Source organism: Microcoleus sp. SVA1B4 (assembly GCF_036700545.1).
GTDB lineage: Bacteria > Cyanobacteriota > Cyanobacteriia > Cyanobacteriales > Microcoleaceae > Microcoleus.
Window position 1 is genome coordinate 61366 of sequence record NZ_JAUBPB010000021.1, and the last position, 21854, is coordinate 83219.

A 21854-nucleotide genomic window follows, 5' to 3' on the forward strand; every position below is an offset into this window, starting at 1 on the left:
GATTTGAGCCACTGAGGGCAGCAATGGCGATCGCGCCTACCCGCTTACTGTTTCTTCAAAATCGGCTCCAATTCGCGCCGAAAACGAGTCCAAGCAGCAACTGATGCAGAATTAGAAACAGCACCCTGACGCATCAAAATCGCGCCGTCTTCAAAGCCAACAATGCCGTACTCTCCAGATTTGGACATTCGATCGATCGCCGGTACGATCTCCCGCAACTGTCCCCGTTCCGCGCGAAACGCAGCCTGATACTGCTGCAACTGCCACAAATCGGCAATTACATATTGCATCTTCACTGCCTTCCCCGCATCATTGCGGAGTTCCAACATCGGAAACCTGAGAATTTCCCGCCTGCTTGACAAAATCGGCACAATAGTATTCGTCGCTGCCACGCTAGCATCAGCAGGAATTTGAGCCAATAGCGGTCGCACTTGCAAAACGTGCTGCCATTGTCTGACGAGAGGAACCTGCACCCAAGGATCGATCGCATCGGGCAAAATCAAAGAAAAAGTCCGATTTGGGTTAGAAGTGAAGGTAAAAAATAGCGACAAACAGATGCAAAACGCCCAAAAGCGGCGAAACTTTGAAGAAGAAGGGAGAGGAAATAAAGCAGAAGGAAAACGCAAAAACATTCTTTCCTCTCTCACCATTCTATCTTCTTCCTTTTGACGCTGGGCCCACCACAGAATCGCCCCATAAAAAAGCCCTGGAACCACAGTCATCGCATAGCGAATATTAATCGCCAGCACCGACTCTCCTTTTGCTAAAAATAGCTTCAGCAGCGGAAATCCAGCTATCATCCAAGACGCAGGTGCGAAAGCTGGCACTAAAGCTAATGGCAACCACTGGCCAAGCAGGTATCTAATCTTACCAAAAAACGGCGTAAATAACTGAGCTACCAACCGTCCGGGATTACTCACCATTCCCCAAATAATTTCTAGAGTAGAAGCTTCATCTCCCTCGGCATATTGACCGAAGCGCTCCATCATAAACCGCTGGGATATATCAGCAGAAAACAAAGGCATAATCAGATTGGTCAGGACGATCATATAACCAAAACTGAGTATGCAGACAGCCAAACCAGTCCGAGGGTAGCGCCGGCTCAAAATCAGGTAAACTCCGACGCCAAATAAAACAACTCCCCCATCTTCTCGCACGGCCAAAATTAAAGTTGCCAGAATCCCAAACAAGGGCCACCAGCGCTTCTCCATCGCCAGCAGCAAGCCAAAGACATACAGCGGAATTTGACAAACATCGTGAAAATTGCCCATAGTCGGGCCGATGACCGCGTTAGCGCAGTAATAGCTCACAACAATTGTCGCCGACAGCCGGGGTTCCAGATAGTGTCTGGCGAGAGCATAGAGCACTCCTCCAGCCGCCGTAATTAAAGTCACCTGCAACACCGTCAAAGTGACGGGCGAGGGAAACAGCGAGTAAATTGGCAGCCACAGCATTAGCGCCGGGGTGAAATGCTGCCCCAACCGGTAGTAAGATACTTCCGGGAGCTGGTTTTGGTGAACCACATTAGTGGACAAAGCCGAAGAGAGGGAACTCTCAAACAAGTGACCCCGAGTGCCGTTCCAAAAAAGTTGATTGAAAATGCCTTGGTCGTAAGTAGCGTAAAAGCTGTAGTAGCGGTGCAGCGTCAGCAACAGGCACAGCACAAAAAAGGCGGCCGCCACTTGAACCACCACCCGCAGCGACTCATTTTTCTTCCATCTCAAAAATATCATCGGCCCGCCTGTAATGAAATTATCGGACAATAGCATAAATCTAAAGTAAGTATTAAATTAAAGTAGAAGTGAAATAACTCGGCTCGGCAATGCTCAATTATTTTCACCCGATCGAAAAGCTCAACAGCGTCCATCCAACACTCGGCACCAGCGGCACTGACTGTTCTCCCGAACAGCCGGTAAATCCCGCACCGCTTTTACAGCTTTTGCTGTTCGTAGACAAGCGTCCCTCTTCCAGGGAACAGACCAGACACATCCGCAAGTCCCTAAAGGATTTGAAGGCAGAGTGCGACTTTGAGCTTCAAATCATCGACGTAGGAGAACAGCCCGATTTAGCCGAACACTTTAAACTTGTAGCCACTCCCTCGCTGCTCAAAATTCATCCCGATCCGCGACAAACTCTCGCCGGCAGCAATTTAATCGCCCAACTCGAACACTGGTGGCCCCGCTGGAAGCGTTCTGTAGACGAATACACACCTGGGCAGCAGTCGGCCGCAGCTATTGCGGAAACCCTGACTGACGCAAAACCCATCTATTCCGTTGCTTGCGCGGCCGAACTTGTGCAGCTTTCTGATGAAGTTTTTCGCCTCAAACAGGAAAAAGAACACTTGCAAGAGCAGTTGCAGTTGAAAGACCGGATTATTGCGATGCTAGCTCACGACTTGCGTAATCCGTTGACTGCCGCATCTTTGGCTTTGGAGACTTTGGAGTCAAGTCAGAAGGTGAAAGAGGGGGAAAAGTCACGTTTGACACCGAGTCTGGCGGCTCATTTGATGAAACAAGCCCGGCGCCAAATCCGAATTGTCGATCGTATGATTACAGATATCCTGCAAGCAGCCCGGGGTACAAACGCTCAACTCCACATTGAACCCAAAAGAATCGAACTGGGAGCGATTTGTCAAGATGTAATAGGGCAATTTCAAGACAAATTTCAGGCGAAAAGTCTGAACATAGAAACAGACATTCCCACAGATTTGCCCTTGGTTTATGCCGATCCCGATCGCATCAAACAAGTCATAGTCAACCTGCTTGACAACGCCAGCAAGTACACCCCAGACCAAGGAACGGTTAATCTGTCCATTCTCCACCGCACCGCTTACAAAGTTCAAGTCAGCATTTGCAACAGCGGGCCGGGAATTCCTGAAGAAGATTGCGCGAGCATTTTTGAAGACAGCTTTCGGTTGCAGCGAGATAAATCAAAAGACGGTTACGGCATTGGGCTGTCTCTGTGTCAAGGCATCATCCGCGCGCACTACGGTCAAATTTGGGTAGACTCCGTACCCGATAGAGGCAGTTGTTTTCACTTTACTCTGCCCGTCCAAAAATAAAAGTTAGCTGTCATTTGTCAGTTGTTCAGTAGCAACCGAATTTTATATTACAGCTCAAATTTTCCGCAGTGCAGCAATAATCTGTGCGTTTGCCTTGGGAAAAGTAAATTGGTCAATTTCGTCGAGTGTCACCCAGCGAATTTCATCGCATTCGATCATTTGCGGTTCACCGCTGACGTGGCGGCAGTGGTGCACGTATAATCTAACTGTAAATTTAGTGTAGTCGTGGTCAATTGTAATCAAGCGATCGCCAACTTCTACGACAATCCCCAACTCCTCCATAATTTCCCGTTTTATGCAAGCTTCGATTGTTTCCCCAGGCTCTATTTTTCCGCCCGGAAACTCCCAGAAACCCCCGTGCAGTCCATGTTGTCGGCGCTTGTCAATCAAAATTTGTTGGCGATCGTTCCAGATTGCAGCAACGCCGATAACTTTGTGGGCAACAGGAGGAAGAGACATATTAATTAGGAATGGGGAATGGGGAATGGGGAATTGGGAATGTAAGAATAATATCAATAATTATTCAATTATTTAATCTAAAATCAACCCTCTAAAATCTAAAATCTAAAATCTAAAATCTAAAATATTAAGCCCCCATCTTGCGAGGGGGGGCTTGACACTTGGATCACTTAAATGTTAAGAATCTACTAATCGTCCGAGCCATGTCTCTCACTGGCTTGTATGGACTTTTCAAAAGTCATTCGCTGTTCGGCATTTTTGAGAAAATAACCGCTAATCATAGCCGAGGCGAGCAATCTACCCAAATGTTCGCGACTGGTAGTCACTGTCACCCCGAAGTGTTCCGAAGGCAAATTCCCCAATAGTCCAACAATATTTCGTTCCATTACTTGAAACACTTCGTGAGAAGTCGGCTTAGACAACTGAGAAACTGTGTCGGGAGCCATTGACTGCACGTATTGCCATAATAAGTTGGCATTTTCTCCGTCTTCTTCAAAGAATTCTGGGGATTTATTAGATGAGTTGCTCACGAGTACCTCCGTTTCAGACACAGCTTGTTATGTTAGACGCGGGCGGTTAAATTAAATAACCCTTATCTGATCGCTGCTGATCTTTATTACTAAGTAATTACTAATGTAGCAGGACAATCATAGCAACCAAGTGGGCACAACCGAATTAAAAGCGGCGGTTTTTACGATTTTAGATTGGGGATTGCAAGGGGGAGACCCCGATCGCCAATCCCCAATCTACCTAGCTGGCTAGATAATCGTTGATATCTTGCTTGCGCTTGCGGAGTTTGGTCAAAGCTTCCCGTTCTATTTGCCGCACTCGTTCCCGACTGATGTTGAGACGATCGCCTATTTTTGCCAAAGTTAGGGTTTGCCCGTCTTCTAAACCGAACCGCAAGGCGAGCACTTCTCGCTGTTGCTGAGTCAGTTCCGCCATTAGCTGGTCTAAGTCAGTCCGCAGGGAAGATTGCAGGGCAAAATCTTCCGGGGTAGTACCCGTATCTTCCAACAAATCGCCCAACTCTGTATCTTGATTGTCTCCCACGCGCAAGTCCAGGGAAAGTGGCAGGCGCGCGCGATCGAGATATTCGCGAATCTGTTTGGGAGTCAACTCTAACTCGGATGCCAATTCAGCAGCCGTGGCCGCGCGACCAAGCTGTTGAGCAAGTTGGCGCTGAGCTTTTTTAATTTTGTTGAGCTTTTCGGTAATGTGGATCGGTAAGCGGATGGTGCGGCCTTTTTCGGCGATCGCCCGAGTAATTGCCTGACGAATCCACCAATAAGCATAAGTAGAAAATCTGTAGCCCTTAGTCGGGTCAAATTTTTCTACTCCCCGCTGCATCCCGATCGTGCCTTCCTGAATTAGATCCAGTAAATCTACGTTGCGCTTGATATATTTCTTGGCAACAGACACTACCAGGCGGAGATTCGCTTCCACCATTTGGCGCTTTGCCCTTTCCCCGTGTTCGATCGTCCGCTGCAACTGTGCCTCAGACAGCCCAACTGCCTGTGCCCATTCAGCCGCCGTCGGGTCGCGGCCTAACTCTTCGGCTAAAATATTTTTCTCCTGATGCAGTGCGGTTGAGCGCTGTACCTGTTTCCCGTAGAGTATTTCTTGCTCATGGGTCAACAAGGGAACGCGGCCGATTTCCCGCAAGTAAGCGCGAACAGAATCTGTATCTGAGGACTTAAGAGTTTTCATGAGCTTTTCCCGCTGAGGATCTGTGCCTCTAAAGGTTTGCGGTAGTCGCAAACCCCTAGCTTTAGCTGGGAAGGAAAGCGGGCGGGGACTTGCGCTTTCCTTCCATTTAAAGAGGCTTAATTTTATGGTAGCTAGCTACTACTCCCAGTCAGAACCGTCTCAGGTTAGGTTTTGGTTGGGGCGTGCACAATACTACGTTATGTTAAGAATCTTAACATTTGTGAGAGCACTTGGCTACACTTCTTCATAAAAAATACTCGGTAAGTGGGAAACTCAGTGGCTTCAGCCCTGAGAGGAAAACGACACGGCGATTTCAATCGCCTTGAATCCCCTTGCGGGGTTAGAGGGGTATGGTTGCCCCTCTATGGAGATATGGTTGTCTCCGAGTCCCTTTCGGGTAATGTTAGCTTGTCGGTCAAGGTTATAAGAGCTTTTTAGACCTGCAACACTGTCGAGCGTGACTTTAAGACTGTTTAATTGCAGATGACAGAGCGGAAAACTAGCTTCGCATTCGCCGGTGTCGTGACTCAAATAACGTAGTCAGTTAAGACTTAGGCTGGTCAGAATAGCTTGTAATTTCTTACAAGCTCAGTGGCTTTAGCCCGCTCGTTCCTGACATTTATTTCATGCCAGCCTGGACTGTTGATACGAGAGTATCCGCTTTCCTGGCTTTACAGTTTGCATCAATATAAACAAAAGCCGCCACATCTCAGAGGGGGAGATTGGTAGAGGGGCAGAGCTGTTTCATTATCTTGTAGGAGCAGCCCCCCGTGGCTGCCCTGAATATGAAGTTACAGATATTGATGAACCCGCCCCAACAGATAATGACTAATGACTAATGGCTAATAACTAATGACCGAAAGCATCCAGGATACCCGCCACGTGATTCATCCGTCCAGAAATAAAAAACCTGTATCCGATAAACTGGCCCCCGAATTTATCCGTGGGCTCAATGCTTCAATCTAAAATCTAAAATCTAAAATCTCAAATCGATTGACTTCTTTGCCGTTGAGCTTCGTACAAGATCAGGGCTCCGGCGATCGACACATTTAAAGATTCTACGCCACGACTCAGGGGAATTTGGATTTGTCGATCGGCCAAACTCCTCAATTCTTCCGACAAACCAGAGCCTTCGTTGCCCAAAACTATCAGAGTCGGCACTCGCAAATCTACTTCCCAATAACTTAAACTGGCCCCGGCGACAGTTGCTAAAATTTGCATTCCTCGATTTTTATACGCGGAGACTTCGGCGGCTAAATCTGGACTGACTGCCATTGGCAGCTTAAACCAAGCTCCTGCGGAGGCGCGCAGCACTTTGGGATGGTCTAAATCGGCGCTGTCTGCGCTCAGCAGCAAACCGTCGGCATTAGCAGCCGCAGCCGTGCGGACGATCGCCCCCAAGTTGCCGGGATCTTGGATTGTTTCTAGGGCTATTCCTAAAGTTGACAATTTTGCGGGATCTGTTGCGGTGCGGGGTGCGGTGGCGACAATGCCGTCGGGTTGGACTGTCGTGGCGATCGACTCTAACACTTTTGCACTTACTAATTCTGTGCGATCGGCTAAATTACCAACTTGCTCCCAAAGTTCCCCGTGCTGATCCAGCCATTCGGGAGTGCAGCAAACCGTTGCTAGCGGGTATTTTGCCGCGCAAGCTTCCTCCAGCAAGTGCGTCCCTTCGAGTAAAAATAATTGTTGTTCCCTGCGTCCCTTCGAGCTGTGCAGCTTGCGGATTTCTTTAACTAGGGGGTTTTGAATACTTGTCAGCATTGTTTAATTCAGCAGAGCGAATGGGGTTATTGCCTGTATCGGGTTAACCCCAAACTTCCTTCTGCCTTGGGAATGCGGAACCCGGGACTTGAACCCGGAAGGCTTGCACCACATGAACCTGAATCATGCGCGTCTACCAATTCCGCCAGTTCCGCATCGGTCACGAATTACTACTCTGCCATACCTCCGCGAATCTGTCAAGTGTTTTGGGGAATTTATTTTTTTCTGGGCTGCGAGTAATAGGGAGAACTTTGAGATTCCCCCTATCCACCCTGCTTAATTAAGGGGGGCTAGGGGAAACTTCAAATTAATATTACACCTTTTTTGCCGCCTTTTTCTTCCACCACAAACCCATTCCAGCAGCCAGCAACGTACCAACAGCAGTCATCGGTTCCGGTACAGGTTCATACTCATAAATTGCACTAACTGTAGTGTTAACCGCAACCTTACCGTCGAAATTTCCCCTAACAGGATTCCCTATAACTTGAGTAAAACCATTAGTCATCAAACCTGCGATAAAAGTATCACCATCACATCCACTTAACGCACTCAGAGACTGCTGGGAATCATAACTCTTTGACACAACACCGGCAGCCGAACCGCTAACACTTCCCGTAGCGCCATTAGCAATCCTCGTTTCCGGCGGACTGGCTAACACACTTAAAGTCAAATTAGGGTCAACTTTTAACAGCGGAATATTCACAGCAATACTTGCATTACTCGCCGCCGTCCCCAGAAAATCTCCAGTCAAAGGAGTAATGCTAACAGTGTTATTAACAGTAGATTTAACCGTAACATAAGCCCTTAATAGCGTTCCTAACAGCGAATTAAACTTGGGCAAAACCACATTCGTGCTGCTATTTAACGGCTGCGAACCCAGATCCACAGTATAAGCTTGAGTTAGAGTAGCAGCTTGTGCAGAAAAACATTGACTGACAACAGCAAAACTCAAACTTCCGCCAACAAGACCCAACTTTTGATAAACATTCATTTCAGTAAACCCCTAAAATAATCAACTTGAATTTCGTGGTAGGGGCGGGACGCCCGTGATTGCTCTACGGTGAAAAAATCGGAATATTTAACAAAACCCAATTTCCTATCAAAGACATTAAGTAAGTAAAAGCCCAAACAGTATAAACTATACTCAAAGGCGCATAAGCCGCTAAAATCCATTGCGTTTCCGCTGCTTCCTCAATCTCCTCCCTCCGCAACAAGTCCACATAAAAATCAAACGACCTTTGTCGCAGATTGTTAATGCCAGTTCCAGCTACTAACAAATAATAACCGTCAAATTTATTCAACGGATTCAAGTTAATTGCCACTGTCAGCAATGCTGCTACCATCAACAGGTAACTAATTTGATGCCAAATTGGATTGGACTGAGATAACAGCCATATCCAAACAGCAAATGCCCAAATTGTTACTTGAATCAATACTCCCGCCGCTACTACTAAAAGCCGCTGTTTCCGCCTGACTAAACTGTATTGGTCGGTTGTATCTGTGTAACATCCGGGGATGAGACACATAAACAACAATCCAATTTCTTTAACTATGCCGCCGTAGTGTTTGAGCGTGAAAGCGTGACCTAATTCGTGCAAAGCTATTACTAGCATTGTTAGCAATACAAATGTGAAAATAGTGTCATTTTTGCCGACTATCCACAACTGCTGATGTGAGGCTGTGACTTCGGCAGAAGAAGCAAACCACACTGCTACAGAGGAAGCGATGAAAGCGCACAGGAAGAAGCCAAATTCCCACGTCCAAATCCAGCGGATTTTGTCGATGTGCCGCGATAGCAAAACATCGGGATTGACTAGGGGAATTGTGAAGGATAGCAGGTTAAATTTGGCTTTCGGTGGCTTGGTTCCTTCTAGCATTCCTGCTTGTGCTAAGTCTTTCAAAAGATTTTGCACATCTTCTAAATCCAGGTCGTATTCAGCGAGAATATTAGTTAGTGGTTGTTGACTTAATTGCAAAATTACCTGTTTGTCAAAGTCGTCAACTTGAATACAGGTAATGTCTTCGGGATTGCGAAGTATCCAATAACCGTCGGGATGAGGTATCCACTGCACCGCTGATTTTAGTTGCATGGTTTGGTAGAAGGAAGAAGGAAGAAGGAAGAAGGAAGAAGGAAGAAGGAATTACGCGTTTTAGGCAGAAACTCGATCCCCCCTAGCCAACCCCTACTCCCCTTAAGAAGGGGGGGACAAGAGTTTCACTCGTCTCCCAAAACATCGGGGAGAACCAGACAACTTACTCAAAGTCCCCCTTTTTAAGCTATGCTTTATAAACATCTTTCTTAACAAGAAAGTTGACAAAAGTAACTACTTGTGTAGCGGATATGGGGGCGCTCGCGGACGATCGAATACGAATTATCCTGATTCGAGTTTTCATTGATATCTCCGTCTTTCAATGAGTTGGCTCAAGTGCGTTCGGGGTTTTTCCCGATCGCACATTTTGAACTAATAGAATAAAATGTTTTTCTGCCATTGGCTCACGGCGGTTTACCAAAATTATCGTTGATAGGAGCGACACAATTTGCGAGCGCAGCTATTTCACCCTGAAAACATACAAATTCAAGTTGTTTTCAGTTGATTAAATAGTAGCCAACCCGTCATAATATCATCCAATCTTCTCAAGCCACGCCACAAAGTCTTAACTCCTGGAAAACCATCATGTTTTCGTCCTAAAAAACCTCCCAATTTGGCAATCCAACCAACAGCTTCCCCTAAAGTTGGCGGGGAAGAATGAGGATAACTTTTGTGATAAATTGTTGCATAAAGAGCCTGCCATTCTCGATGTGATAACATAGTTTCACAACTGGCATCAGGCGCGCTGCGAGCCAGATGAGTAATATAAAGCAAACGCCAAGCTACTATCGAATAAGTAGCTAGAGCCATTTCCAACCTCTCTGCTGTTTCTAATTGCAGCTTCTCAATTCCACAACCACTTTTTAATACATAATGATAACGCTCAATCAACCAACGATAACTATACCACCTCACATAAGTAGTCACATCCTCAATACAAGTAATAGGTAAAGTTGTTAACAGCCACCACTCAATTGCTTCTGCCTCCGATGGTGCTGATGATTCTCTTACTAAAATAACTTGCAGTTCGAGCGGACTTAATTTCTCTTGTTTAGCCCGATTTTTAGGGGGTTGAATAGTTAAGGTTTTATACCGAATAGTTAAAGTTGCTACTCGTGATGGTCGAGTCGGGTTGCGCTTTAATTCAACAGTCATCGTGGCTTGCGGTTCGACTAACTCCATCTCTGCTTTAAGATGGTTGGATGAAAACTCTAAACATCTGTTTTGAGTAGCTCGAATCAAAAAATCTGCTTTGTCACGGTTGGCGCAGGCAAATAAGTCATAAAAGTCTGCTTCTCGATCGGCAATTGTGACTACTTTTTGCGAATTAGGGATGATATATAACGTGTTTTTTAAAGCATCAAGCCATCTTTGACTTTCTTTTTCTTCAGTTGATTTTTGAGAACGTTTAGCAGCTTTACCTAAATATTTTGGCGCTCTTGCCCAGACATATTGGTCGATAATTCCTAATGGTAGCCCTTCTGTTGTGGCGGCCAAAGTTGAATGTACTTTCAATCCACTGGCATATTTACTATCAAGATATCCGACTCCTTTAACTGCTTTATGAGTAGTGTAATTTAATTCGGTTGTATCTTGTATTGCCAAGACAATTTGATGATTTTTGATTCTTTCTACTGTCGCATCTACGTGTCCTTTCCTAAGCTGAGCTGGTTTGATGTATGGTGAATCCCAGAAATCGTAAGTAGCCTTAGTTTCCGCCCATGTACCACTCGCTTCAGGTACACTAGATTCTGGTTTATTGCTTAAATTAGAGACAATTTTCATGAATCTATTTGTCCTTCTTGGATCTCCTAAGTCAGTTTTTTCTAATTCTTGTCTTACCCATTGCTCGATCATTTTAACCTGACTCCTGGGCAATCACCCGATCGTTTAACAGCATAGATGTTTATTTTTGTCAACTTTCTTGTTAAGAAAGATCCTTATAAAGCATAGCTTTTTAAGGGGGATTTAGGGGGATCTAGACTTTCGGATCGACCAGGGGGAACTGTGCGTAAGTATTATTGAATTGTCTTGAATCGATCGCCCAATTGTGTTTGTATGTTTTCTCCGCTGGGTTTTTGAGATTTTCGAGCCGCCCTAAGTCTTTCTGGAAACGGAAAGTTTCAAGGCGAAATTTGCCCCTATTTTAAGGAAGCATGGAAGTATTGAAGTATTTTGTGAAGAAGCTTTAGTGATATTTGTTTGGGCTTTAGGCTTTAATCCAAATTTCACCTTGGTGTTCATATTATCAGAAATTAGAAAAAAAGCAAGTGTAAATTCTAACTATTTTAGGAATTACGCATTTTTTACCTGTCATTGCGTGGGAAACGAGCGTGTAGCGGATGTTTCTGGTTGAGGCGGGGATTGCTATCCAAAAAAGGTTACACAAACTTTACGATCGCAAATAGAACTTGGGTGTATGATAATCGTGTGAAGAAGCAAAAATCATAGAAGTTAAGCATTAACAAAGTATTTGTCCGATCGCACACCAAACCGTTAGCAAAGCGCGGCAGATGTAAAGCGATCGCCTATACAGAAAATTTGTTAAGTTTGCGTAAATTATCAAATAAACAGAAATTTTTGACGATGACTGAAAAACCCTTGTCAACAAAGGATTTTGGTTGAAAGTCTGAAGGCATTTAATTAAGTTCGTGCGATCGAATTCATATTAATCAGGGTGCAAAAGTTATGGGCTGGCTAAATTTTGGTGGCAAAAAACGCAAACAGGCTCAAGGTTTTGGCAATTCCAAGCAGGGGAAAAGCCGTCCAAGGCGAAAAAGTTTTATATTAGAAAAAATTGTGACTCCGAGTGCGAATGTTGGGGGTTGGCTGCAAGATTTTGACTCGCTGCATCAGTTATTGGGTTCTTTGTCGCTGTCTGATTTAGATTTACCTAATTTCTTGGCTGATAGCGGTGTTTGCCCGATCGACCCTTCTGGAGCTCCAACTAACAATTTACCGCCGCTGATTGATTTTGACCCGCTGGGTCTGTACCATGATGGGGTTGCCACTCAAACTCCTTACAATCCGGGCGGTGCGTTTGAGACTTTGCCGATTGCTTTAATTCCTGTCGATCCGCATTCGCCGAATCCTAACAATCCGAATGCAATCCGTCAATTGCTAGATTTTCCTTTGCCCGATCAGCCGTATTTAGGGACAATTGATACTGGTGTGAGTGCGGATAGTCCTTATTTAAATTACGCGAATATTAAGAAGGGCCGCGATTATGTGGGCGGGGATGATAATCCGTTGCTGAAGCCTGGGGAAGGTAGCGAGCACGGTACTTTTATGTTGGGGATTATTGATGCGATTAATAAGACAGCGCCGAAGTGGGTGGGAAGGGCGATCGATTCTGGGAGATGGGCTGATTCTTTGGTAGAGTTTGTGGATGCTGCGAAGGCTTCTGGACAGAAAAATGCGATCGCGAATCTCAGTTTGGATTTGACTCAGAAGAATGCTGACGGGAGTGTGACGACGCGCTATGAGTTGACTCCAGCAGAAAGAAGTGCGATCGAATATGCGCGGCAAAATGGCGTAATGCTGGTAGTGGCGGCGGGTAATGATGGCGGTGTGATGTCGGTTTTGGGTCAAGCTTCTCAGGAATTTGACAATATTTTTACTGTTGGGGCTGGGAATATTAACGGGCGATCGATCTATTCTAGTTATGGCCGCGGTTTGGATATTGTGGCGGATGGCGGCACGACTGAACACCCCGGTTTATCGACTGTGGGAAATGATTTGGGCACGATGGCGGGGACTTCGGTAGCGACTGCTAAAGTTGCGGGGGCGGCTTCTTTGGTTTGGGCGGCAAATCCTGCTTTGAACTATCGCCAAGTGATGGAGATTTTGAAGTCTACGGCGAGGGATTTGGGGCCGTCTGGGTGGGATGATGAGACGGGTTTTGGGTTTTTGAATACGTTGGCGGCGGTGGATTTGGCTAAGAAGACTACGCCGGAGGTTTATAAACCTACAGCTTGGGTAACGCCGGATACTTGGAGTGGACAAGGGAAGGTAACGCCGGAGGAACGGGCGGCTAAAGGTGGAAATTCGATCGCCACGGCTACTGTACAAGCATCATCTAGTTTCTCGGATAGCGATCGGGTTGACTCGAACCAGCCTGAAAAATATTACCAATTTACGGTGACTGAACCTGGTTATGTGAGTTGGAATTTGACCAGTCTCAACCCTGTTTCAGGATTTCCCACTCCCCCGCAGGTAACTGTTACGAAAGCTGACGGCAAGCCTGGATCTCATACCTTCTTTAAAGGGGCTTCTCTTCAAACTTCTGTAGTAGGGGAAGGACAGACTTCTTTTCAAGGTGGCAATTTCTACGATCCGGGGACGTACTATCTTAAAGTCGGCAACGGGGCTGGGTCTAGTTTCAAGGATTACAACATATCCACTCAGTTTATTGCTGATAAGGTTTCGACTTTTACTGGGAATATACAGTACAGAACTCAGCCTTATTATTCCTTAGAGAATAGCCTGCAAAGTGCGGTTTTTTCAGGCCCTGCTGTTTCTGATTTAAATAATTTATCAGGTGTTGTCACTTATAACAATGTTATAAATTTCAACAACCGGATTGCTAAGTATGGGGTGGAGGTGAATGAGTCGGGAAAAATCAGAATTAATTTGAATTCTCCCAACGGTAAAATGGAAGTGAGCATCAAGAAGTTTATTGGTTCTGACGATCGACCGGAATCAATTGCTAGCCTTGAGGTTGCTGCTAACTCCGATCAATGGTTGGAACTCGATCTGAATAAAGGGCGCTATGACATTGAAGTGAAAACTCCCAGCAATTACTGGCTAGAACCTGATTGGAATTCGACTTGGAATTCGACTGAGAAGACGCTGGTACGACCTTATACGCTGAATGCCACTTTTACTCCGAATGCGCCACAGCCCGGACAAGGGAAAGTTCCTGCGTCTGCTGGGGCATTTGATAAGACTGTGGTGAGTAATGGGGTTGTTAATCACTATTACAAGAATGGGTATTTGACGGTGCAGCCTTCTGGTCAAGCAAGTTGGTATGGTTATGGTACTGGAAATGCGATCGGGGTTATCGAAATTAGTGCCGTACCCCTACCCTTTGAAATACCTCCAGATTATGCAGGAAATTCACCGAACACGGCTCGTGATATTGGTACTTTAATTGGTACACAAACTTTTCATGATGTTATTGATAGAAATGACCGCTTTGATTACTACAAGTTTAACATCACCAGTGAAAGCAAAGTAGATTTTGCTTTGAGTGGAAAGATGGGAAATACTGGGTTTTATTTGTTCCAAGACTGGTATTTCAACAGCGACGATTCTACACATATTGATATCATTTCAGGCACTCCTCCTAATGGTGTTGTTCCAGAGTTTAGCGAGATTCTCAAGCCGGGAACTTATTACGTCCTCGTTCACAAGCCAAAAGATTATGATGGTGATGAATATGACTTGAAATTGTCGGCAACTCCTCTAGGTGACCCAGATGGCAATTACTCAATCCAGACTGCCCGAGAATTATCGTATTCTCCTGCTGACTTTGGAGATGGGGTTGAGAGAAGAGGTGATCTTGGATCAATTGGTGGTAGCAATTTAAACGATTTCTACAAATTCAGCTTAAACAGCTTGAAATTAGTCAATTTTCAATTATCTCAACTCAGCAATGCTGCTAAGTTGGAGTTAATCCAAGACCTAAATGGTAATGGTCAAGTTGATTGGGGTGAAGCGATTACTACTGGTATTACTGGTTCGACTCCCCGTTCTCCATTATCGTTAGATCAAATTTTAGAAGCAGGAAATTATTATTTACGAGTGAGTCCTGGTCCTGGAGCTACTGGGGCGACTAAATATCAAGTGGATGTAGCACTCAATTCTCCAGAAAATAAAGTCATTGCTAGCTACAATTCGGATTACTATTTAGTCCAAAATGGTCAATTACGACTGATTCCTAATCAAGAAACAGTAAACGCATTAGGAATTAATCCAAAGACAGTTAAAAACTTTCCAAATGAAGATTTAGCCCGAATTCCTCGTGGCAATCTTTTACCTTCGCAGAAAGACGGTGATGTATTTGCTGATTTGTCTGGAAATAATATTTATTTAATGGAGTCAGGAAAACGGCGTTTGCTTCCTAAAGGGTATACTCTGAAAGAACTCGGCATAAACCTCCCAGGTTCGCCAACATTTCCTGACAGCGATTTCAAAGATATCCCATTAGGAGATCCTTATACTCCACCGATTCCTCAATGGCAGAAAGATATTGATAACACATATCAGTATACCAGAAACCTATTAGGCAATCCTACTACTGACTATTTGCAGACGGGTTCTTCAGCAATGGGAACACAGGGTTACGGTCGAAAATACGATCATGGTACTATCTATTGGACTGCTCAATCAGGGGCGATCGCACTGTGGCATGGCTTCGCCAATACTTACAATGAAAATGGCGGTTATAGTGGCTGGTTAGGCTTTCCGACTAAAGGAAAGGAAACGGATTCGTCAGGTGGCCAACGCATTGATTTTGAAGGGGGATATATTTATTGGACAGCGCAGGATGGGGCGAAAGCTTATCGTCCTTGGGAAACGCCTCAACAGAACCTGAATAATACAGTGGGTTACGACGGTGCTAACACTCATCAAACTTATGTCGATACTTTCAACAACCATGGTGGATCATCGGCTTTGGGTTCTCCCACTGGTAATGTGCATTCTTCGGGAACGGAAAATGGGTATATTCAAGAATTTTCAGGGGGTTCTGAAGGTTCAGGCGCAATTATGAAGTCTGGCGCCAATGATAATTCTTTTTGGGTTGGTGGAGGTTTTTGGAATGCTTACCAAGGTGCAGTTAATACCCAACATGACTGGGGCTATCCTACTTCTGATCGATTTGTGGATGAAAATGGATGGCCCGCACAGAATTTTCAAAACGGCAAAATTGTACAACAAGACGGAAAATTATATTTTTATATAATAAAGGAAACATCATCAAATCCCGATCCTAGCCCTACACAAGTTAACAGACCTCAAATTATCAACCGAAATGGCGACATTGGAACGGGTAAGTTGATTCAAGGGATGAATTTCCGCAATTATCCTTGGATCGACAGCAGCAGTTTGGTTCAAGGAATGCCGATAGGAACAACTTTCACTATCCTTGAAAAGGTGACGACAACTGCCGATCCAACTCTCCCACATAGTGATTGGTATCGGGTGCGGTTGAATGATGGTCGTGAAGGCTATTTCTGGGCTGGTGAAGAATTTATTCAAAAAGTAGCAAGTGGGGGTGGTTCTGAACCTGTTGGTGTGGTTAATGGTAATATTACACCAATAGGTAACGGGAATCCGGGTGGGGGTTATAATGCTATTCCAGGTGTTATAGCACCTCCTATTGTTTCTATTGGTTCAGTATCGAAAAACCAGCCTGAATATACATCTAAGGTCAAGCCCGGTGATGTAGTAAAGGTTACAGGAAATACAAATACTGACAATATGGAATTCTACGTCGGTTCTAAGAAAGTTTTAGTCAATAAATCCATTAATTTAGATACCGGAGATTTTTCAGCTTTATTTACTGTCCCTAATGATCTGCCGCCCGGTGATTATACCATCACTATTGCTGCCAAAAATCAACTTGGTCTATCTCAAGAGTTTAACAGTTCTTCTTGGATTACAGTTGTAGGGACAAAATTCACTCCTGAACCCCTCCCTAATGATATAGATTTTAGCGATTCCTACAGTAAATTTAATTATGCAATTAGCTTTGCCAACCAAAAATATCCAGACTTATTCTTTAAAGAAGTTGTCAAGCAATTAGTAGGTTATGCAATCGATTTGTCATCAGGATTAGTTATTCAAGCAGGAATTCAAGCTATTCCAGCTGCACGAGAAGTTTCATGGATGACCTTTCTTGGCAAGGCATTACAATATTCTTCTACTCTCAGGAGAATAATAGACGCTGCAAAGTCTGAGAAGAATGTGATTGAAATAATCAATAAAATTGTGGATTTTATAGATAAGACTAATAAGGCTAGAAACCAAAAAGAACTCGAGCAGGCTGGAGAAATATTAGCTGGAGCTGGAGCCACATTACCTGGGTTAATCTTGGATCTATTTAAACTTTTGAATGAATGTATGGTTGGAGATGACATCGCAAGAACTATAAGAGAAAATATAGGCGGTATTGCTAAAGAATGGGTAGATATTACTGATCTTTGGAAGAAAGAAAAAAGGCAAGAGATAATAGTATCTGAAGGTTTAGACCCCATTGGGCTAATATTTTACATAATTACATACGGTAAAGAGCCGAAAATTGCATATTAGAACAATAAGTGATCGCCCTTTTGGAATAAGTCAAAAAGTGCGATCGCATCCAGCCACCCATTCAACTCTCCTCCCTTCATGTCCCCCCCTTCTTAAGGGGGGTTAGGGGGGATCTGACCTCAAAAATCACCCTCAATCAAACCCAACAACTCCCCACAAACCCCCTCAAAACTCTGCAACACCTCAACATTCGTAAACCTGACAACCTTCAATCCATACCCCTCTAAAATCCCAGTTCTTTCTGCATCATATAGTTTTCCTTGTTCCGTAAAATGACTCTCCCCATCAATCTCAATTACTAACTGTAAAGCCGCACAATAAAAATCTACAATAAAATTGTCGATCAGTCGCTGTCTCAAAACTCGCAAAGGGATTCTCAGAAAATCCTGCCACAGTTTTTTTTCCGCAGGAGTTGGATTTTTCCGCAGTTGCTTGGCGATGGGGATGAGTTTTGGGTTGTATGGTAGGTGGAAGTTGGAGTCGTTTAGTTTTGGCATGAGCCCGGTCGATCCCCCCTAACCCCCCTTAAGAAGGGGGGGACAAGATGTTAATAGAAATTATAGGTGATGGGGCGATATTTAGGGAATAGTTTCAGAATTAGTTTATCTCAAACCATGTCTACTTGACAACTAGGGCGATCTTTTGGGGATAGGGAAAGGTCGATCGCTCTTTTGTTATGAGTCAAAAAGTGCGATCTATCTTGCTGTTTTCGTCAATATTTAAATTATAGTTTTGGGGCGAGATTTAAGAAATAATTTCAGACATTGACTGAAAAATTAGCAGCCTCAGCATCGTTAATTGCCTGCCTCAACCGCACCAAACGCCTTTGTCTGCTGTCATTTTCCAACTGCATTGTAATGTCTTCTAATTCCAGAGTCGCTGCTTCCATTGCTAAACGACTGCGGCGCAAATTAGCCAATAATCTCTTGGCTGTTTCAGGATTGGGAATACGCGGTTGGCTAGTCATGGCAAATTCCACTCCGTTTTCACTTCTTGAATACTCCGTTCCATTGCCGGAATTTCGATTTGGATGCGTTCAATAGATTGGTTTACTAAGTTTAGCATATCAACCGAAATTGTGGGTTGAGACTCAGCTATGCGTAACTGAAAATTAGACAGCCGATTAAACCAGGGTGTAGCACGTTCAGCCACACTTTTCAGTTCATCCAGAAATGGTATCGTATCACTCGTTTCTCCCAAAAGTTCAAATAGAGTCAATTCTGCTGCTGTTGCTGCGTCAACAATATCTAGCAACTGGCGTTTCAAATTCCAGATAATTTCCGCAAGTTCGTTGGGGAATTTTGCCATACTTGCACGCTCCTCATAACTCGTCAATCATTGTAATTATAAACGATCGTGCAGTCCGCGTGCGAAGCTATCCCATAGGAAATCGCTTTTTGGGGATATGGAAAGGGATCTCGGTCTTGTGGATGGACAGGGGCGATCGCTTTTTAGGGATGTGAGTGCGATCGCGCTTCAACTAATTCTATTCTTCTACATTCTCAAATTCATCCATTTGCAATGTATACTGCAATGCTACCTGTAATCTTGATACATAATCTGCTGAAAGAGTGCCCAATTTTTTGATTAATCGCTCTCTATCTACCCCTACTATTTGATAGCAAAGCACGACAGAATCTTGTGTTAAACCACCTTCACCAGTCGGTAAAATAATTGTCCCTGGTATTTGAGCATCGTCGCAGATTACTTGTTATGGGAATTACTACTACTGTTGTAGTAAAGCGGTCTAATGTATCTCGCTGTACAATAATGACTGGTCTAATTCCTGCTTGTTATGACCCTCTAGAAGGATTCAAATCTGCCAAATAAATATCTCCTAGCATCAGATTTTATCCTGTTGCTGAAGTCGAGGCAGATAATCACTTAAGGCGACTTCTGCAAAAGCTAAATACTCGGCGGCAAACTCAGCTTTTAGTATCGCAGCTTCTTCATCAGAAATGTCATCCCATTCTCGAAATAATTGTTTTTTATTAGCATATTTTTGAAGTAGATATTGTTGAGTAGCTTGCTGTTTGTCAGCCAGATATTTCCAGATTACGCGCTCGAGTTCCTGTAACTATAAAACTTCCAGCATTTCGAGCTGATTAACAATTTGTTTGAGGATTGCCTGTGACATAGGTTTTCACTTTTTGCGCTTGCCTAGTTTGTTTATTATACAACTATTCGCGTCCAGTGGGTTAGCGATCGCTCTTTTGTCATGGAAAGCTCGATCGCTTTTCTCGATCGAGGAATCTCGCTTTTTGCTTCGAGGAGGGGCGATCGTGTTTCTAAGGAATGGAGCAAATTAATCGTAGAGAAACGGGTTAAAGCCTGTGTCCCTAGAGCGTCAAAATATGATCAACTTAGTAAAAGAACTCGCCTTCAAGATATCCAAGCCATGAAGCTTATTTCTTTATCAGCACATTTTGATGGGCAATCTATTCAGCTCGATGAACCCTATAAGCTTGAACCAAACATAAAACTCATTATCACAGTCCTCCCGGAACAATTAGCAGAACGCGAAGCCTGGTTGTGGTTGTCAAGGCATCAACTAAACAAGGCCTACAATCAGAACGACGATTACCCGCTCGATGTAATTAAAACACCAAATCCTGACTATGCAGGAAGCTGATGTTGTTCTCACCCCAATTCCTCAAGCTGACGGGACAATTAAGAATCGTCCAGTCATCCTTCTGAGGGAACTACCTCCTTATGGAGATTTTTTAGTTTGTGGTGTTAGCACCCAACTACATCAACAGGTTCCAGATTTTGTCGATATTATTTCCCCTTCAGACCCACACTTTGCTGGCAGTGGTTTACGGTCTCAATCGTTAATTCGGTTAGGTTTCCTTGCTGTATTGCCTCGCAATCAAATTATCGGTTCTATTGGAGCTATTTCATCGCAAGCGACATCAACGCTTACTAAAAACTCTGAGTGATTATCTTGTGAATTAGGGAGAAGGTCGATCGCTCTTTTTGGTATAAAAAGGTCGATCGCCCTTTAATGCTTTTTCTCGATCGAGGGCTGCATCAGCAACTAGCGCAACGACTGAATTATGCCGCCTAATATTTTATCTGATAACCTCGATAGCATCGAGCAAGCCCTTCAACTCTCCTCACTCAAAGTCCCCGTTCTTAAGGGGATTTAGGGAGATCGAGACTGTGGTTCCTACCCGCACCAAAATACTATTTAGATGCGGGATAGCTTACTTTAAAAAAAGGGGGAATCTAATCGGCAAAATCGGGGAAAACCTCGCGCACGGCCGGATGCACCAATCGGTGATTCTGCACGTTCAATCCCTTCGCCAAACTCGGATTCATTTCCAAAGCTTTAATCCCGCTATTTGCCAACTGCAAAACATAAGGCAAAGTGCTGTTATTCAAAGCTTGAGTCGCAGTCCAAGGCACGGCACCGGGCATATTCGGCACGCCGTAATGCACGACTCCTTCCTCAACATAAGTAGGATTTGTGTGAGAAGTTACCCGCAAAGTTTCCACGCAGCCGCCTTGGTCAACGGCTACGTCAACAATCACAGAACCGGGGTGCATCTTCGCAACAAATTCGCGAGAAACCAGAATTGGAGCTTTTTTGCCCGGAACCAAAACCGCACCGATTAATAAATCAGCATCGGGAACAACTGCTTCAATTTGTAGAGGACTGCTGTAGAGGTATTCTACTCTGGAACCGAACAGAGTTTCTAAATAGGCTAGACGATCGACATTTACGTCTAAAATCTGCACTCTGGCGCCCATTCCTACAGCAATTCTGGCTGCTTCTGTGCCAACGATTCCGCCGCCCAAAATCACAACTTTACCCGGTCTTACCCCTGGTACGCCGCCCAAAAGTACGCCCCGACCACCTTGCTGTCGTTCCAGAAATCGAGATCCGAACTGCACGGCCAAACGCCCTGCAATAATACTCATCGGCGTCAGCAGTGGCAATTTTCTGTCCGGGAGTTCGACGGTTTCGTAGGCGATGGCCTGGACTCCGCTGCTGATTAAATGCTGGGTTAATGTGCGATCGGCTGCCAAGTGCAAATATGTAAACAGCAACTGCTCTTTTTGAATCAGCGGATACTCAGCAGGCAGTGGTTCTTTAACTTTAACAATTAGTTCGCGCTTCCAGACATCGGAAGCCTTTAAAACAATCTTAGCCCCTGCTTGAACGTAGTCCTCGTCTGCGAAACCGGCCCCAGCACCAGCATTTGTTTCCACAAAAACTGTGTGGCCTTTGTCCGAACAAGCCCGGACACTTGTGGGGCTAAGCCCGACTCGAAACTCTAAATCCTTGATTTCCTTGGGGACGCCTATTTCCATCTATAACCTCTAATCTCAGGCATACATAGATCGAATCTAACTTAAAAACCATTCCCAGCGGGCCAATACTCTTGTAGATTTTAGATTTGGCAATCCGGCTGGGGTAGGATAATTTGTGTTGGATTTTCCGCCAG

Annotated in this window: 18 protein-coding genes and 1 tRNA gene; 4 read left to right on the forward strand and 15 right to left on the reverse strand. The window is 44.6% G+C overall.

The annotated features are described in order from the left end of the window. Positions 1-44: 44 nt before the first annotated feature. The gene (locus QT987_RS12495; RefSeq protein ID WP_333240228.1) at positions 45-1769 is read right to left on the reverse strand and encodes a DUF2079 domain-containing protein; all 1725 of its coding nucleotides are present in this window, start codon (positions 1767-1769) and stop codon (positions 45-47) included. A gap of 53 nt (positions 1770-1822) precedes the next feature. Between QT987_RS12495 and QT987_RS12500 the strand changes: the two genes are divergently transcribed. After that, the gene (locus QT987_RS12500; RefSeq protein ID WP_333240230.1) at positions 1823-3061 is read left to right on the forward strand and encodes a histidine kinase; all 1239 of its coding nucleotides are present in this window, start codon (positions 1823-1825) and stop codon (positions 3059-3061) included. A gap of 54 nt (positions 3062-3115) precedes the next feature. Here the strand turns inward: QT987_RS12500 and mutT are convergent, their stop codons facing one another. The 8 genes from mutT to QT987_RS12540 form a co-directional block, all read right to left on the reverse strand. Beyond that, positions 3116-3520, reverse strand: a complete 405-nt coding sequence (gene mutT / locus QT987_RS12505; RefSeq protein WP_333240232.1) for an 8-oxo-dGTP diphosphatase MutT — start codon at positions 3518-3520, stop codon at positions 3116-3118. A gap of 188 nt (positions 3521-3708) precedes the next feature. Continuing rightward, positions 3709-4050: a DUF760 domain-containing protein gene (locus QT987_RS12510; RefSeq protein WP_172187001.1), complete on the reverse strand. Its 342-nt coding sequence runs from the start codon at positions 4048-4050 to the stop codon at positions 3709-3711. Positions 4051-4270: 220 nt separating this feature from the next. Continuing rightward, positions 4271-5230: an RNA polymerase sigma factor, RpoD/SigA family gene (locus tag QT987_RS12515; RefSeq protein ID WP_333057356.1), complete on the reverse strand. Its 960-nt coding sequence runs from the start codon at positions 5228-5230 to the stop codon at positions 4271-4273. Between the two features lie 984 nt (positions 5231-6214). After that, the gene (locus QT987_RS12520) at positions 6215-6997 is read right to left on the reverse strand and encodes an RNA methyltransferase (protein WP_333240234.1); all 783 of its coding nucleotides are present in this window, start codon (positions 6995-6997) and stop codon (positions 6215-6217) included. A gap of 73 nt (positions 6998-7070) precedes the next feature. Then, a tRNA-Leu gene (locus QT987_RS12525) sits at positions 7071-7152 on the reverse strand. 158 nt (positions 7153-7310) lie between these two features. After that, positions 7311-7988, reverse strand: coding sequence for a PEP-CTERM sorting domain-containing protein (locus QT987_RS12530; RefSeq protein ID WP_333240236.1), 678 nt, complete (start codon positions 7986-7988; stop codon positions 7311-7313). A 64-nt stretch (positions 7989-8052) separates the two neighbouring features. Continuing rightward, on the reverse strand, positions 8053-9087 hold the full coding sequence (locus QT987_RS12535) for a site-2 protease family protein (RefSeq protein ID WP_333240238.1): 1035 nt from the start codon (positions 9085-9087) through the stop codon (positions 8053-8055). 486 nt (positions 9088-9573) lie between these two features. After that, complete coding sequence (locus tag QT987_RS12540) at positions 9574-10941, reverse strand: IS4 family transposase (RefSeq protein WP_333240266.1); 1368 nt, start codon at positions 10939-10941, stop codon at positions 9574-9576. 834 nt (positions 10942-11775) lie between these two features. On the opposite strand from QT987_RS12540, the gene QT987_RS12545 reads away from it, so the two are divergent. Continuing rightward, positions 11776-17403 (forward strand): S8 family serine peptidase, encoded by a 5628-nt coding sequence (locus QT987_RS12545; protein ID WP_333240240.1) that lies wholly within the window; start codon positions 11776-11778, stop codon positions 17401-17403. A 119-nt stretch (positions 17404-17522) separates the two neighbouring features. Here the strand turns inward: QT987_RS12545 and QT987_RS12550 are convergent, their stop codons facing one another. The 5 genes from QT987_RS12550 to QT987_RS29940 form a co-directional block, all read right to left on the reverse strand. Further along, on the reverse strand, positions 17523-17900 hold the full coding sequence (locus QT987_RS12550) for an endonuclease domain-containing protein (RefSeq protein WP_333240242.1): 378 nt from the start codon (positions 17898-17900) through the stop codon (positions 17523-17525). Between the two features lie 260 nt (positions 17901-18160). Continuing rightward, a complete protein-coding gene (locus QT987_RS12555; protein ID WP_333058272.1) occupies positions 18161-18370 on the reverse strand; it encodes a hypothetical protein in 210 nt (69 codons plus the stop codon). Then, positions 18367-18711 carry a hypothetical protein gene (locus tag QT987_RS12560; protein ID WP_333240244.1) on the reverse strand — a complete coding sequence of 115 codons (345 nt, stop codon included), beginning with the start codon at positions 18709-18711 and terminating at the stop codon, positions 18367-18369. Before QT987_RS12560 ends, QT987_RS12555 begins: the two co-directional genes overlap by 4 nt. Before the next feature lie 178 nt (positions 18712-18889). Further along, positions 18890-19108, reverse strand: coding sequence for a type II toxin-antitoxin system PemK/MazF family toxin (locus tag QT987_RS29935; protein WP_445300364.1), 219 nt, complete (start codon positions 19106-19108; stop codon positions 18890-18892). Next, positions 19059-19187, reverse strand: coding sequence for a type II toxin-antitoxin system PemK/MazF family toxin (locus tag QT987_RS29940; RefSeq protein WP_445299649.1), 129 nt, complete (start codon positions 19185-19187; stop codon positions 19059-19061). Before QT987_RS29940 ends, QT987_RS29935 begins: the two co-directional genes overlap by 50 nt. Positions 19188-19621: 434 nt before the next feature. Between QT987_RS29940 and QT987_RS12565 the strand changes: the two genes are divergently transcribed. Next, complete coding sequence (locus QT987_RS12565) at positions 19622-20035, forward strand: hypothetical protein (RefSeq protein WP_333240246.1); 414 nt, start codon at positions 19622-19624, stop codon at positions 20033-20035. After that, positions 20022-20342 (forward strand): hypothetical protein, encoded by a 321-nt coding sequence (locus tag QT987_RS12570; RefSeq protein ID WP_333240248.1) that lies wholly within the window; start codon positions 20022-20024, stop codon positions 20340-20342. Before QT987_RS12565 ends, QT987_RS12570 begins: the two co-directional genes overlap by 14 nt. A gap of 289 nt (positions 20343-20631) precedes the next feature. Here QT987_RS12570 and ald read toward each other — a convergent pair whose 3' ends face one another. After that, positions 20632-21720 carry an alanine dehydrogenase gene (ald, locus tag QT987_RS12575; protein ID WP_333240250.1) on the reverse strand — a complete coding sequence of 363 codons (1089 nt, stop codon included), beginning with the start codon at positions 21718-21720 and terminating at the stop codon, positions 20632-20634. Between the last annotated feature and the right edge of the window lie 134 nt (positions 21721-21854).